This window comes from Roseovarius sp. BRH_c41, from assembly GCF_000961715.1.
Classification (GTDB): domain Bacteria; phylum Pseudomonadota; class Alphaproteobacteria; order Rhodobacterales; family Rhodobacteraceae; genus Roseovarius.
Map to the genome: position 1 here is coordinate 17,397 of NZ_LADY01000064.1, position 13,333 is coordinate 30,729.

Here is a 13,333-nt window from a genome sequence, read left to right on the forward strand (position 1 = left end):
CCACTGGACAAGCGGAAAAGCCAGACATAGGCTTGGACCTATGAGTGATTGGGATGGACGCCGCTGGCACGACATGGGCGGACAGGCAGCCGGGCCTGTGCCGATGGAAGGGCATGACTTTGCTCTCTGGGAAAAACGCATTGATGCGCTGATGGTGCTCTGCGGGCAAAAGGGGCTCTTTACCGTCGACGGGCTCCGCCGCGCGATTGAGGATATGGGCGAAGACGCCTTTGAAAAGTACAGCTATTACGAACGCTGGATCGCCGCCGTAAATCAGAACTTGCTGGAAGCGGGGGTCTATTCCCTAGAGGAATTGGCCACCCGGATGGATGAGATCGCCGCGCGTGGCCCGACCTATGCCGAGGCGCAACATGGCTGAGCGGGTGCGAGTCAAGGCGCTGACACCGCCGGGTCATGTCCGCGTGCCGTGGTATCTCAGGGGCAAGACGGGTGAGATCGAGCGGCCCTTGGGCGCGTTTCACAATCCTGAGCAATTGGCCTATGGCCTGTCGGCCGAAGAAAAGCCGCTTTATCGCGTGCGCTTTTCCATGGCAGAAATTTGGGGTGATGCGGCAGAGAACCCAAACGACACGCTCGATGCCGAGATCTACGCCCATTGGTTGGAGAAGGTGGTCATCCATGCCGCATGACCACCACGATCACGACGACTATCACCACGAGGGCATGAGCTCCTCGGGTCATCCCTATCGCGCTGACAATGACGGCCCGCTGACCTATTGGCAGCGCCTGGAAATTGCCGTTCGTGAGTTGTTGGTGGAAAAATCTCACCTGACACCTGCTCAGATAGCCACTCAGATCGAGGTCATGGACGCCCGCAGCCCCGCAAATGGTGCAGCGGTTGTCGCGCGGGCGTGGATTGATCCCGTTTTCAAGGCGCACTTGCTCTCTGATGCCTCTGCCGCAAGCCGCGAGATGGGATTCGATATCGGCCCGCTCAACCTGATTGCTGTCGAGAATACCGCAGACGCGCATAATCTGATCGTCTGCACTCTCTGTTCCTGTTACCCCCGGAACCTCTTGGGCCTGCCGCCCGACTGGTACAAAACTCGCGAATACCGCAGCCGCGCAGTGCGCGAGCCGCGCGCTGTGTTGCGGGAATTCGGTCTTGATCTGGCTGAGAGTGTCACGGTTCGGGTTCACGACAGCACCGCCGACATGCGCTATATGGTGTTGCCTGCCCGACCAGAGGGGACCGAAGGACTGAGTCAAGAGCAGCTGGCCAGCCTTGTTACCCGTGATTCAATGATCGGCACCGGCCTGCCTCGCCAACCCTGACCGGACCGAGGGCCAGCCAAGGAGGTGCGGTCGTCTTGTCATCGCCCTGCCCACTGACGCCATGGCGCAGGTCTTTGGGACGGCCCCTGACAACGATCTGCCGGAACCATCGCCGAGCCACCGGTTTCCGCCCCAGACCATTGCGCATGTTGTCCGGCTCTACGCCCGGTTCAACTTGGGTCTGCGCGAGGTCGCGCCGGGTCTTGATCATTGGTCACACAAGGGACTCGATAACCGCGCCGCGACCTGCCATCGGCCTTTCCGAAAACGACAGCGAGTCATCTGGGGTCTCCGATTACCAGTCGGAGTGAAACGTTTCGCGACCATCGGCTCGACGTATGCGAGGCCTGGACATCAGCGGCAAACGTCGTGTGATCGACGAACAACAGGCCAGACTTGGCAAACCCGGTGGGTTAACGTGACAAGACCTTTGGCGCACATCTCGCCACTTGGGTGGACCCACATCCTTCTCACCAGAGAATAGAGGTTGCCCAAAAGGTGATCAAACCGCGTTGGTGTAGGATTCTGAACGCTCCGGCATCAGACCCGATATCGGTGTTAGGCGTAAGCGAGACTTAAGCCACCGAACAAAGCCGCAAGGCGTCATAAACCGCCGCGTGGATGTTGCGTGACGACTGCGCATCGCCGATGCGGTAAAGCTCATACCCTTTGCCGTGTCTGGGTTGGGACGTAAGGTTCTTGAGCGCATGAAGGTCTGTGACCCCATCATTGGCCGATTGCCTGCGCAGTTCCTCGAACATCTCATTCATCGGTATCGTGCCCATTTCGACGATCACCTGATCATAGAGGGTCTGTTCGATGGCATGGGTCAGCTCGTTCATTAATGTCGCCTGTAGCTTGTTGCCTTTGCGCGCGACGCCGATCAGCCGCAGGTTGCCCTCGGGACGCAGGCCAGACTTGGCAAACTCTTTGTGCCAGCGCGTGGACTCCGGATAGACGAGATCCTGACCGATGTTCACATCGATGGATGTTAGCCGCACATTCGCCCCTTCCGCCTGCGCACTCTGCGCAGCCAACAACGCCGGATGTCGGCCGGTGTTATCCCAGATCAGGACATCTCCAACCGGCTTGACCTGCCGACCTACGATGTCCCATGCCGAATGCACCAGATCATCCCCTGCGCCAAATTCGGTTTGCGGGATGCCGCCCGTTGCCAGAATGACCAGATCAGGATTGAGCGCGGCGACACTTTCCGCGTCCATGTAGCGGTTGCATTCCACCGCGACGCGCAGAATTTCCAACTCGGCCAAACGCCAATCAATGATACCAATCAGATCTCGTCGCCAATCCGCTGCGGCCATAAGGACCTGACCACCCGGCTGCGCGGCCGCTTCGAAGAGGCGGACGTTGTGACCACGTTCCGCCAAAACCCGCGCCGCTTCCAACCCGGCAGGGCCAGCCCCCACAACAACGGCATCGCGCGGGGTTTGTGTGCGTTCAATGCGGTGGCCAATCGTCAACTCGCGTCCGGTTGATGCGTTATGGAGGCATTTGGGGCGATGCTGTGACTGGCAATGACCGGCCCCGACACATGGCCGTATCCGGTGCTCTTCCCCGCGCATAAGTTTGTTCACCATATGCGGGTCTGCGATATGCGGGCGGGTCAGCCCCGCCATATCCACATGCCCCTCCGAAACGGCAAAGCGTGCCGAGGCCATGTCGGAGAGTTTCGCTGCGTGGAAAACCGGCAGCTTCACGTCGCGTTTAAACCGGCCAACGGCCGCAACCCATGGGGCTGCTGGCATGCCCATGCCGGGGAACACCTCTTCCGACAGCGACCGAGAGGTGTCCATTGACCCGAAAAGCGCATTGAAAAAATCGACAGAGCCTTCGCGCTCAAGGATCTGCGCCGCCGCCAAGCAGTCCTCTGCGGACAGTTCGCCGTCAATGCCCTCATCCACCACATAGCGCATGCCAACGATGAAATCGTCGCTGACATTGCGACGGATTTCGTCATGCACCATCAAGGCAAACCTCACACGGTTCTCCAATGTCCCGCCAAACCGGTCTGTGCGGTGGTTTGTCTTGGGTGACAGGAACTGTCCGATCATATGTCCGGCAGCAAGTGTTTCGATCCCGTCCAGCCCGCCTTCCTCGCAGCGGCGCGCGGCCTGACCATAGGCTTTGACCACCCGCGCGATATCGTGCTCATCCATCTCTCGGGGGATGCCACGGTGCAATGTCTCGCGGATCGGAGACGGGCCAATCGGCGGCAGCCAATCCTGCGCATAGGGATCACCCCGCCGCCCGAGATGTGTGATCTGGCACATCAACGCCGCGCCTTGCGCATGCATCCGCTCTGCAAAGCGTTGCAGATGCGGAATGATCTGGTCGGTGCCGACATTGAGCTGCTGAAAGATGTTTGGGCTGTCGATGTCGACATTCGACGACCCACCAAACATTGAAAGTGCAATGCCGCCCCGTGCCTTTTCTTCGTGGTAGGCCTGATAGGCCTCCTGCGGAAAGCCATCGTTCTCCAGCCCGCAGGCATGCGATGTGCTCATGATCCGATTGCGCAGAACCAGCTTTTTAATCTGGAGCGGTTGCAGCAGCGGGTCTTTCGCGCGGATGGGGCTCTGGATGGCCATGGCATAAACTCCGGTTGGGACGCGGCCGTGCAGGCCCGTCAAATTGTCGACTATCGTTCAGGGTCCGGATCAGAGCACTTTGGACAGGAATTCCTGCGTGCGCGGATCTTGCGGTGTTTCAAAGATTTGCGACGGCGGGCCACTTTCCACGATACGCCCTGCATCGGTGAAATAGACCCGGTCCGATATCTCGCGGGCAAAGCCCATCTCGTGGGTGACCAACATGCAGGTCATCCCGTCCATCGCTAGATCCCTGATGGTCACAAGCACTTCTTTGACCGTTTCGGGGTCGAGTGCTGCCGTCACCTCATCGAATAACATCACGTCGGGCCGCATGCACAGGCTGCGGGCGATGGCGACACGCTGTTGCTGACCGCCCGACAGTTCCGCAGGATAGGCGTTTTCCTTATCCTTCAACTTGACCTTGGCCAGCAGGGCGCGGGCCCGCTCCTCGACCTCTGTGCGGTTTTCCCTGAGCACCAGCAGCGGCGCCATCATCACGTTTTGCAAAACAGTGCGGTGCGGAAAGAGGTTGTATTGCTGAAACACAATCCCGACCTTGCGCCGCAGCGCCAGCTTGTCGAGCTTTGCATCATGCACCTCAATCCCTTCGACCTTTACCGATCCCTTGCTGACCGGGGTTAGCCCGTTGATCGTGCGGATCAGGGTGGATTTGCCTGAACCGGACGGTCCGATGATACAGACCACTTCACCCTTCATGACGTCGATATCGATGCCTTTGAGCACTTCAAGGCTACCAAAGCTTTTGTGGACGCCGTGCAAGGCCACGATCGGCTGTTCGACGGTCCGGTTTCCGGTGGGGGACATCATCGTCAAGTCTCCTGTCAGGACCCAGTGGCGAAGCGTTTTTCAAGCCGACGGGTGCAAATTGATATCGGATAGATGACGACAAAGAAGATCGTCATCAGAAAGAGGTAGAAAGGGATCAGAAACTCGGGACGCGACCCTGCCGCTTCCATGGCTGCCTGTGTGTTGCCAAGCGCCTCGTTGACGCCAAGGATTGCCGCCATCGGCGTCATCAACGTCAGCAGCGCGTACCAGTTCATCCACGGCGGAAGCATCCGGCGGATACATTGCGGCAAGATGATATGACGAAGCGTCTGACCGCGCGTAAATGCAAGGCTCTCAGCACTTTCCCATTGGCCGGAAGGGATCGACGCCACCGCTCCGCGCAGAATTTCCGAAACATTCGCCATGACCGGCAAGGAAAAGCCGAAAGTGGCCTTAAGCCAGTCGGGAACCATCACCTTGTCTCCACCCGGCAGCGTGATCTGAAACGGCACAAGAAACATGATCGCAAACAAGATTACCAGCCAAGGTGAGTTGCGAAAGAGGTTCGTGACCAGCTTGGCAGGGAGCCGGATCAGGGTGACTGGGCTAATCTGCATAAAGCCCAAGATCACACCACTAACCGTGGCCAGCGCCATAGCCAGAACGCTCATCACCAAGTTCAACCCAAACCCTTTGAGGATAAACGGCATCCAGGTGATCAGCGTGGCCAACGCCGAAGGGCGTCCGGTTGACCCATCTTGTGCCATAGCGGCCAATGTAGCCAGAACGCATAGCCCTGCCGCAAGAACGGGGGCCCGCCACGTCAGACGGGAAACGGTCCAATTCGGCGTCATTGTCCGTACCCCGGCAGTGCTATTTTCCGCTCGATCATGGTCATGATCCGCGCGATGATCGCAATCAGAACGATGTAATAGCCAAAGAGAAGCAGCATCATTTCTGGCACGTTCACGCTGTCCGACCAGATGCCGCTTAGCGAATACGTGATCTCGGGAACCGCAATCACATAGGCCAGCGATGACGTCTTGGCCAGCGAGACGATGTTGTTGGTGAGCGCGGGCAGGCAGATGCGCAAGGCCAGCGGAAAGGTCACGTAGACGAATATCTTGAACCCGGAAAAGCCCAGCGACTCCGCCGCCTCTTTCGTCGAGGCTGGCACCGCCTCGATACCGGAACGAAAAATCTCGACGTTATAGCTGCCGCCAAAAATGCCGATGGCAATGACCGCCCACCCAAACGACCCAATTGCAGGCTCGTACCAACCGCCCATATCCACCTGCGGGGTGATCGCACCGAGCCCGAAGTAAAAGAACAAAAGCTGCACAATGGGGGGCGTGTTGCGAAAAATCTCGATATAGGCCGACACCATCCAACGTATGATCCGAAGCCGTGATGTTTGCGCACCCGCACCGATCACACCGATCACCAACGAAACCGCGATGATCGCCGTGATAAGTTTGACCGAAACCCACATCCCCTCGACCAGCCGACCCCAGTCATAGGAGTTGTAAAACGGCGAGAAGTTAAGCCCGGTGGTGTCGTATAGCCGTTCAAAGAACGGCGCGATAAGGTCCAGCACGCGTGTTATCCTGTCCAAAGGTCGGGGGGATGTTACCCCCCCCGGTATCATCAATTGTCGAGATAAGAATTGTCGTACTGCAACTGCTCGTGCAGCGCGGCAAGCCACGGCGACGCCTTGACGCCCCATTTCTTTTCAAGCTCAATCAGCGTGCCGTCCTTGTGCCAGTTATAGGCCATGCCGGACATGAAAGCGCCCCAGATGCCGTCCTTTTCCTCGAGCGGCACAGCAACGCCCCACGGGTTGGAAAACACCGTGTCTACAGGCATTTCATAGCCGTCCCATTCGCCACTTGCGATGTCTGCCGCAATCGAAGTGTCGTCATAAACCCATGCTAGGCATTTGCCCGAACGCAGCGCTTCCTTCGCTTCGGTGTTGCCGCCAAAGGCCACGACATTCGCACCAAACTCGACTTCCGCGATCTTGTTGTAGAACACGCCCTGCTTGCCGCAAACCGGCTTGCCCTTGATATCATCCCAAGAAGAGATGACACCTTCTTTGGCCATGAGGGTGGGACCAGAAGTCCAATACGCAGGCTCGATGATGCCTACGACCTTGCGGCGGTCAGGGCGGTCGGACATGGCACCAATCAGCAGGTCAACCTTGCCCTGTTGCAAGAATTCCATCCGATTGGCCGAGGAAATCACCACGGTTTCCAAGGTCACGCCCATACGGTCGGCGACCGTTTGTGCGAGGTCGACCTCGATGCCTTGAATGGTGCCCTCTGGCGCACGAAAGGCCCAGGGTTTGAACGCGCCCTGAACGCCGACGCGCAGCACACCACGCTCCAACACTTCCTTGAAACGGTCGTTTACGACGTCTTGGGCAAAGCTCGCTGTCGCAGTCAGTGCAGTGATTGCGATCGTACCGAGCAGTGTTTTTAGAGTGATCATTGGTCTCTCCTTGTTGGGGTCTCTACCGTTAATTTGCCGGCTTTTCCGGTTATCTCCTGTGATCCGAAGGCGCACAGAATTCGGTTTCCTGTCGGGCCAGAAATGCCGCGACCTGATGATCTTTTTCCGCACTGGACCAGCCGAACAGCGGGGCAACAGTGTCGGCCACCCGTGCCGCGTCCTCGCCGCTGATCAACCCTTGCCAGATGGCTCCGGTGCGCCGGGTCAACACCGAATAGAGGTCTGGCGCATGTTCGTGGGTCACGGCGTACTCGACAGGATTTTGGCTAGCTTGGGACACGCCACGCAGGCTGATGGTTGCACGTGGAGGCGGCGGCCCGATCCGTGCTGAAACCTCAGACAACATCCGCCGTCCGGCGCTGCGCAGGCTCATCACTGGCCCCGCAGTCATCGCCAAAACGTTTTCAAACCCCTGCGGTGCCAGATCATGCACACGGCGTTCGCGCGCGCCCATTGGGCGATCAGGGTCTTCGGTGAGCGGTCTCACACCGGCCCAGCATTGTTCAATATGGTTTCGCGTCAGGCCGAGCCCCGGTAGCAGATAGTTTGCCTCCGCCAACAAGAAGGCCACATCGTCAGCATCGGCATGGGCGTTCCGCGCATCCCCCTCGAACAGGGTTTCCGTCGGTCCGAAATAGAAACGATCATCGCCCAATGGCAGGCCGTAAAACGGATGCCCGCCCCGATGCACCGTCGCTATTCCGCGATTGGCAAAACCATCGGGCAAGCGCAGAATGATATGCGCTCCCTTGGTGCCTCGTATCAGCCGTTTACCAAAATTCCCGACCTCGTCAGCCCAGCTTCCGGCCATGTTCAGGACTGCACGGGCCAGAATTTCGGTGTTGCCCTCTGGCCCATCCAAGGCCATCCGCCATAGCCCAGAACCGTCGCGTCCGCGCAACTCGGCTCGGGTCATCAACCGCAGTTTGGCCCCATAGGCCTCCGCGTCCAGCGCATTGTCGATGCAGAGCCGCTCAGGTGCGGAAAACAGGTATTCGCGAAAGCTGACCATGCCGCGAAGCGCGTCCTGATTGCGCAGATTGCGGCCGATGGGATGCGCGCGCGCGGCATCCGCGTCACGGATCGTACGGTCAAGCGATGGCACCGACGGCCCGATCAGTTGAAGCAGTCGCAACCCCGCATCAAGTTGCCAGCGCGGAAACGGCCCATCGCGCCAGATTGGAAAGGACAATTCGATGGGCCGTGTCCCGACGTCGGTATCCTGCGACAACTCCGCCCGCGCAGTCATAGCGTCGCGCGCCATGCCCAACGCGCGCGCAAAGCGGATGGGGTGGCGCAGTGCGTTCCATACCGGATTGGGCGTTTCCAGATAGCGCAATCCGCAATGGAGCATCCGCGAAGACCGACCGCTGGCCCCCGCGCCCAAGTCTTCTGCCTCGACCAGCAAAACCGCGTATCCCGCCCGCGCCAGTTCACGCAAAGCGGCGGTTCCGTTGACGCCGCCACCGATGATGACAACGTCAAATTCTTGTGCGTCAGACGCGGGACTTGAGCCGGATTTCTGGTTCATGGACCGTATTAAGAACCAGCGGTCATTAGAATCAAAATGCAAAGTTAGCCTTTCAATATACGTTTAGCGCATACTGAAAGGTGTCGCCGCCTACCTCATCTGGGCAAGTACCTCATCCCGCAGACTTTCCGCATGGCCGATCAACTCGGTGGCCAGCACGGTTGGCGTCCGGGTGTCCGGTCGCAGCAATGCAAACCTGCACGGAATCTGAGGAAGAAACGGGCGATAAACAATTCTGGGGTCCGGATTGGCCCATGCCGTGAAGGGATCCACCACCGCCAGCCCCAAGCCGCGCTTGACCATGCTGCACATGGTGGCCGACATCGTGGTTTCGATCAGCTGCTGTGGTACGATCCCCGCGCCCTGCATAATGTCGTCGAAAATGCGGCGAGCGGAAACCGAGACGGTCCAACCGATCAGCGGCTCACGGCGTAGATGGTCGGGGCGTACGACCTCTTCCTCGGCGAGCGCATGATCGGCGGGAATGGCGGCGATATAGACTGTATCTGCAAAAATCCGTGTTCCAAACCCGGAGAGCTGGAACGGCGTTTCAGCAAGCCCAAAATCCACTTGCTGGGTCGCAACCCACTTTTCAACGCTGACCGACATGCGCACGTTCAGCTTGACACGGGCTTGGGGTCTATCTTTCGAGAACCGCGAAATGACTTCCGGTAGGAAATCCAACCCAAGAGCTGGCAGAGCGGCAATTCTGACACCACCATCCTGCCCCTCTTCCATCCGACGGCTGAAATCATCCAGTGACGACAGGGACACGAACAACCGTTCCACCTCGTCCAGCAATAAATGCGCTGCATGGGTGGGCACAACACGCCCCTTGCGTCGCTCAAACAGCTTCACGCCCACACTGCTTTCCAACTTGTCGATCATGCGGCTGACGGCTGGTTGACTACGGCCCAGATAGTCTGCGGCACCAGATACGGTCCCTGACCGCATGACGACTTGAAATGCCTCGTAAACCGATGGATGCAATTTCATAAATAATCTCTTGGTTTCAGAACGCTATCGACACCAAGTGGCGGATAGAGCGTCGCAATTTTCCTCAGGTCAGACTGTATCTCGTCCACCAACCAGTCTCTCACCGCTTGAACGACATCGGCATTCGCGCCATCGGTGCGCGATAAGATACGGCAATCTCGACCTGGAAAGACCAACTCGTTGACCGCGGGCACTAGGCGTCCTTCGTTCATCCAGTAGCTGACAATGTTCATCCAACCCGCGGCAATACCCTGCCCCACGAGTGCTGCCTGAATCACCACGGCATAGTCTGAGAATCCCAGTTGTCCTTCGCGCCGAAGACCCAGTCCTGGCATCAAGGACGCCACCCCTTCGGTGGCCTCGCCATCCAAACGGATCAACGCGGGCCCATCCTGCGGCGGCGGGTTCAGATAGCCGGGCGCGCAGACCGGAACATAAGCTTCACGCATGACAAAACGCCCCGACGTCTCTGATGCACTGCTATAACGCATGGCAATGTCGACCCCGGCTGTCGGGCCAGTCACCGGACCGGGGATCAGTTGAAAGCGCAGATCGACACTTGGAAAAGCCTGTTGAAACTGTGCGATGCGCGGCATCAGCCAATGCGTGGTAAAGGCGGTAGAAACCGATATCGTAACCTGCGCCTTGCCCGTGCGTCGCTCCTGCAACTGATCGAGAACGCCATTTATCTGAGAGAATGCCGATTCCACAACCTCTTTCAGCAGCAATCCATCATCCGTCAGTCGGGCTCCGGGCTTGCCACGCAAAAACAGTTGCGCCCCCAAATGCGTTTCAAGACCCGCGAGCGTGCGGCTAACCGCAGGCTGGGTCACGTTCAACTCTTCAGCAGCGCGGGTGAAATTCTCATGCCGTGCAGCGGCTTCGAACACGAAGAGCGCATTCGCAGAGGGCAATTTTCGACGTAATCCATTCATGATCTCAAGTTATGGAAAGTCTCAGTATTTGGCAATTGCTCAAATGGGGGGCTCTGCATCATTGTCACTTCAATACTAACGCCCGACCGGGGCAAACAACACGAGGCTTCCATGGATTTTTCCGCGTTCAAGATGCTGACATTCGATATCGTCGGCACCTGCATCGACTTTGAAAAGGGCGTTCTGGACGCCGTGCGCCGCATCGGTGGCAGTGCCGCCGCCCATCTGACTGATGATGACATCTTTGGCCCCTACATGGCGGGTCGCGACCTGAACTACGGGCGCTCCAGCGAGGTTTTCGCAGATGTTTACGTGCATCTCGCCCAAGAGCTCGGCCTACCGACCACCCCAGATGCCGCCCGCGACTTTCAGCTTTCAGTCCTAGAATGGCCTGCGTTCGCAGACTCTGTCGAGGCCCTCGGGCGTTTGCGCACGCGGTTCCGTCTGGTGGCGATGACCAACGCGGATCGCACGGCATACTCCGCCTATGCGCATCGACTCGGTCTGCCTTTTCACGACGCAGTGACCTGCGACGAAGCGCAATGCGCAAAGCCGAACCCGGAATTCTTTGCTTTCAACCGTGGTCGGCAATCGGCGCTTGGCTACAAACAAAGCGAAATTCTGCACGTTGCCCAAAGCCAGCATCACGATATCGGCGTCGCTAAATCCTTGGGCTATAAAACATGCTGGATCGAACGACGGCATGATCAGGTGGGCTACGGCGCAACCCCGGATCCGGCAAGCTTTACCGAACCTGATCTGCGCCTGCCCAGCCTCAAAGCGCTTGCCGACGCCGTACTTGGGGCCGCATGATGCCGCTTCCGCCGCCGGCCAAATCGCTTTGGCGAGAGCAAGAACCCGCCAGCCCGGACTATCCGGCGCTGCTGCAGGATTGCGCGTATGACATTGCGATCATTGGCGGCGGATATACCGGTTTGCACGCGGCCCACACCTTTGCCGATGCAGGTTTAAGCGTGATTGTCCTCGAGGCTGGAGAGCCAGGGATCGGCGGCAGCGGTCGGAACGGCGGCGTCGTATCCGCTAAATTCCGCCGTGGTTTCAGCGACATTGCCCGATCGCACGGTCTTGAGATGGCGCAACGTATGCACACCATCGCAACCGCCAGCGTCGAGCATCTGACGACGACCCTCAACAGATTTGATTTGTCGAACACTGGATTTCGCCGGGTTGGCGCTTTGAAATGCGCGCATTCAGCCAAGGCCCTTTACCACGCGCGGCAAGAGGCGGACTGGTTACGAAACACTTTGGGCGACACCGGATTGCACGTGCTGTGCCCCGAGGCCGTCGCCGAGGAGACAGGTTCCAGCAGCTTTGTCGGCGGCGTGTTGCAGGATGGTGCCGGAACCATTCAGCCCCTCGCCTATCTGCTGGGCCTATGGAGAGCAGCCAAAGCCCGTGGCATTGGCGTCTTTGCCCAGACCGCCGTGCAATCCATCGCGGAACAGGGCGGACGGGTGGTCTTGACGACACCGGGCGCAAGCGTCATCGCTGACCGCGTTCTGCTGGCCACCAACGCGTACTCTTGGCTTACTCCAGCGGGAAAGCCTATCGCCCGGAGTATCGTGCCGTTCCGAAGTGCCATGGTCGCAACCGAGCCTTTGCCCGACCATCTGGACAAGCTTTTGCTGCCCACATGCCGAAGCTATACTGAAACCCGCCGCATGATGCGCTGGTTCCGCAAGGTGGATGGGCGGGTGATCTTTGGGGGGCGCGGCGCATTGGGGGCCGTGGATGCACCAGCCGCCTTTCGACGACTGGAAGGCGCAATGCGCAAGATTTTTCCCGAACTGCACGATGTGCCGATTGCGCTGCGCTGGTCCGGTCAGGTTGCATTGACCTTTGACGGTCTTCCACAAGCTGGTCTCCTGTCGAACCGCATTGGCTATGCGGCGGGTTTCAACGGTGCCGGTGTCGCTATGTCGGGCTTTGTCGGAGACCAGATCGCCAGGCGCATGACCGGCCAACCACATGACCTTGCACTGATCGCGCGCGCAAGCATCCCGAAAGTTCCATTCTACCCTTTACGCGCAATCGCTGTTCGCTCGACAACCTTTTTCTACGAAATGCTCGACGCCGCCGGTCTCTAGAAACGGATTCCTCCAAGGGACGCGGTATACCGGTAGTGACCCCAAACTTGTGAGCTAGCGGCCGCATTCTCCAGTTTAAGACCTTGAACTGCCCGAAACCTCTGAGGCTAGGTTTTGAGTGTTCCTGTTCGCGCCTATTCGTTCTTTGGACCCAGCGATCCAAACATGTACTACGAATATTCCACTTCAAGCTAGAATCTCGAAACCCAGGTTTTGCATGACCGACCCGCGACCTCGCGCAGAGCCAAGTTGAACCGGGCGTAGAGCCGGACAACATGCGCAATGGTCCGGGGCGGAAACCGGCGGCGCTTGTAACTGATTGTCTCTGTCTGCATCGCCACCGCCAAAGACCAGATCAATGAACCAGCGACCTTAGACCCGTTAACGTGACAACACCCTCATGCGGCCCGCACCGGAGACCACATTAGGGATGTGGCGCGTCGATCCTCGGGTCAATTCCAGCCGCGCGCGTGGCCCCGCGCTGATCGAGCCGGGAGCGGACACAACGGATTGAACCGCTTCTTTCACGCTGACCCTTTTCTAACCGGGGGCAAA

The 13,333-nt window shown here is 58.7% G+C and carries 13 protein-coding genes; 5 read left to right on the forward strand and 8 right to left on the reverse strand.

The window, feature by feature from the left end:
• The first annotated feature begins 40 nt into the window (after positions 1 to 40).
• Genes VR71_RS20225 through nthA form a run of 3 tightly spaced genes read left to right on the forward strand, consistent with a single transcriptional unit; the run spans position 41 to position 1,296 of the window.
• Positions 41 to 379, forward strand: a complete 339-nt coding sequence (locus VR71_RS20225; protein ID WP_045686326.1) for an SH3-like domain-containing protein — start codon at positions 41 to 43, stop codon at positions 377 to 379.
• The gene (locus tag VR71_RS20230) at positions 372 to 650 is read left to right on the forward strand and encodes an SH3-like domain-containing protein (RefSeq protein WP_009815891.1); all 279 of its coding nucleotides are present in this window, start codon (positions 372 to 374) and stop codon (positions 648 to 650) included. The genes VR71_RS20225 and VR71_RS20230 overlap by 8 nt, the downstream gene beginning before the upstream one ends.
• Positions 640 to 1,296, forward strand: coding sequence for a nitrile hydratase subunit alpha (gene nthA / locus VR71_RS20235; protein ID WP_045686327.1), 657 nt, complete (start codon positions 640 to 642; stop codon positions 1,294 to 1,296). Before VR71_RS20230 ends, nthA begins: the two co-directional genes overlap by 11 nt.
• 575 nt (positions 1,297 to 1,871) lie before the next feature.
• On the opposite strand, the gene VR71_RS20240 is transcribed toward nthA, so the two are convergent.
• From VR71_RS20240 to VR71_RS20275, 8 genes are all read right to left on the reverse strand, one after another.
• Positions 1,872 to 3,905, reverse strand: coding sequence for an NADH:flavin oxidoreductase (locus VR71_RS20240; RefSeq protein ID WP_045686328.1), 2,034 nt, complete (start codon positions 3,903 to 3,905; stop codon positions 1,872 to 1,874).
• A gap of 69 nt (positions 3,906 to 3,974) precedes the next feature.
• Positions 3,975 to 4,736, reverse strand: a complete 762-nt coding sequence (locus VR71_RS20245; protein WP_296430666.1) for an amino acid ABC transporter ATP-binding protein — start codon at positions 4,734 to 4,736, stop codon at positions 3,975 to 3,977.
• A gap of 14 nt (positions 4,737 to 4,750) precedes the next feature.
• A complete protein-coding gene (locus VR71_RS20250; protein WP_045686329.1) occupies positions 4,751 to 5,551 on the reverse strand; it encodes an amino acid ABC transporter permease in 801 nt (266 codons plus the stop codon).
• Positions 5,548 to 6,294, reverse strand: coding sequence for an amino acid ABC transporter permease (locus VR71_RS20255; protein WP_009815896.1), 747 nt, complete (start codon positions 6,292 to 6,294; stop codon positions 5,548 to 5,550). Before VR71_RS20255 ends, VR71_RS20250 begins: the two co-directional genes overlap by 4 nt.
• Before the next feature lie 50 nt (positions 6,295 to 6,344).
• Entirely contained in the window at positions 6,345 to 7,187 is an 843-nt protein-coding gene (locus VR71_RS20260; RefSeq protein WP_009815897.1) for a transporter substrate-binding domain-containing protein, read from the reverse strand.
• 49 nt (positions 7,188 to 7,236) lie between these two features.
• Positions 7,237 to 8,739, reverse strand: a complete 1,503-nt coding sequence (locus tag VR71_RS20265; RefSeq protein WP_045686331.1) for an FAD-dependent oxidoreductase — start codon at positions 8,737 to 8,739, stop codon at positions 7,237 to 7,239.
• Between the two features lie 90 nt (positions 8,740 to 8,829).
• Positions 8,830 to 9,735 carry a LysR family transcriptional regulator gene (locus tag VR71_RS20270; RefSeq protein ID WP_045686332.1) on the reverse strand — a complete coding sequence of 302 codons (906 nt, stop codon included), beginning with the start codon at positions 9,733 to 9,735 and terminating at the stop codon, positions 8,830 to 8,832.
• Positions 9,732 to 10,649, reverse strand: a complete 918-nt coding sequence (locus tag VR71_RS20275; protein ID WP_296430668.1) for a LysR family transcriptional regulator — start codon at positions 10,647 to 10,649, stop codon at positions 9,732 to 9,734. The genes VR71_RS20270 and VR71_RS20275 overlap by 4 nt, the downstream gene beginning before the upstream one ends.
• 132 nt (positions 10,650 to 10,781) lie before the next feature.
• Here VR71_RS20275 and VR71_RS20280 point away from each other — a divergent pair, with 132 nt between their 5' ends.
• On the forward strand, positions 10,782 to 11,483 hold the full coding sequence (locus VR71_RS20280) for an HAD-IA family hydrolase (protein ID WP_045686333.1): 702 nt from the start codon (positions 10,782 to 10,784) through the stop codon (positions 11,481 to 11,483).
• On the forward strand, positions 11,483 to 12,778 hold the full coding sequence (locus VR71_RS20285; RefSeq protein ID WP_296430670.1) for an FAD-binding oxidoreductase: 1,296 nt from the start codon (positions 11,483 to 11,485) through the stop codon (positions 12,776 to 12,778). Before VR71_RS20280 ends, VR71_RS20285 begins: the two co-directional genes overlap by 1 nt.
• Positions 12,779 to 13,333: the final 555 nt, after the last annotated feature.

Coding starts and splice junctions, on each gene's coding strand:
- VR71_RS20245 (WP_296430666.1), bottom strand. CDS start 4,736: ATGATGTCCCCCACCGGAAACCGGACCGTCGAACAGCCGATCGTGGCC.
- nthA (WP_045686327.1), top strand. CDS start 640: ATGCCGCATGACCACCACGATCACGACGACTATCACCACGAGGGCATG.
- VR71_RS20280 (WP_045686333.1), top strand. CDS start 10,782: ATGGATTTTTCCGCGTTCAAGATGCTGACATTCGATATCGTCGGCACC.
- VR71_RS20230 (WP_009815891.1), top strand. CDS start 372: ATGGCTGAGCGGGTGCGAGTCAAGGCGCTGACACCGCCGGGTCATGTC.
- VR71_RS20250 (WP_045686329.1), bottom strand. CDS start 5,551: ATGACGCCGAATTGGACCGTTTCCCGTCTGACGTGGCGGGCCCCCGTT.
- VR71_RS20260 (WP_009815897.1), bottom strand. CDS start 7,187: ATGATCACTCTAAAAACACTGCTCGGTACGATCGCAATCACTGCACTG.
- VR71_RS20225 (WP_045686326.1), top strand. CDS start 41: ATGAGTGATTGGGATGGACGCCGCTGGCACGACATGGGCGGACAGGCA.
- VR71_RS20270 (WP_045686332.1), bottom strand. CDS start 9,735: ATGAAATTGCATCCATCGGTTTACGAGGCATTTCAAGTCGTCATGCGG.
- VR71_RS20240 (WP_045686328.1), bottom strand. CDS start 3,905: ATGGCCATCCAGAGCCCCATCCGCGCGAAAGACCCGCTGCTGCAACCG.
- VR71_RS20285 (WP_296430670.1), top strand. CDS start 11,483: ATGCCGCTTCCGCCGCCGGCCAAATCGCTTTGGCGAGAGCAAGAACCC.
- VR71_RS20265 (WP_045686331.1), bottom strand. CDS start 8,739: ATGAACCAGAAATCCGGCTCAAGTCCCGCGTCTGACGCACAAGAATTT.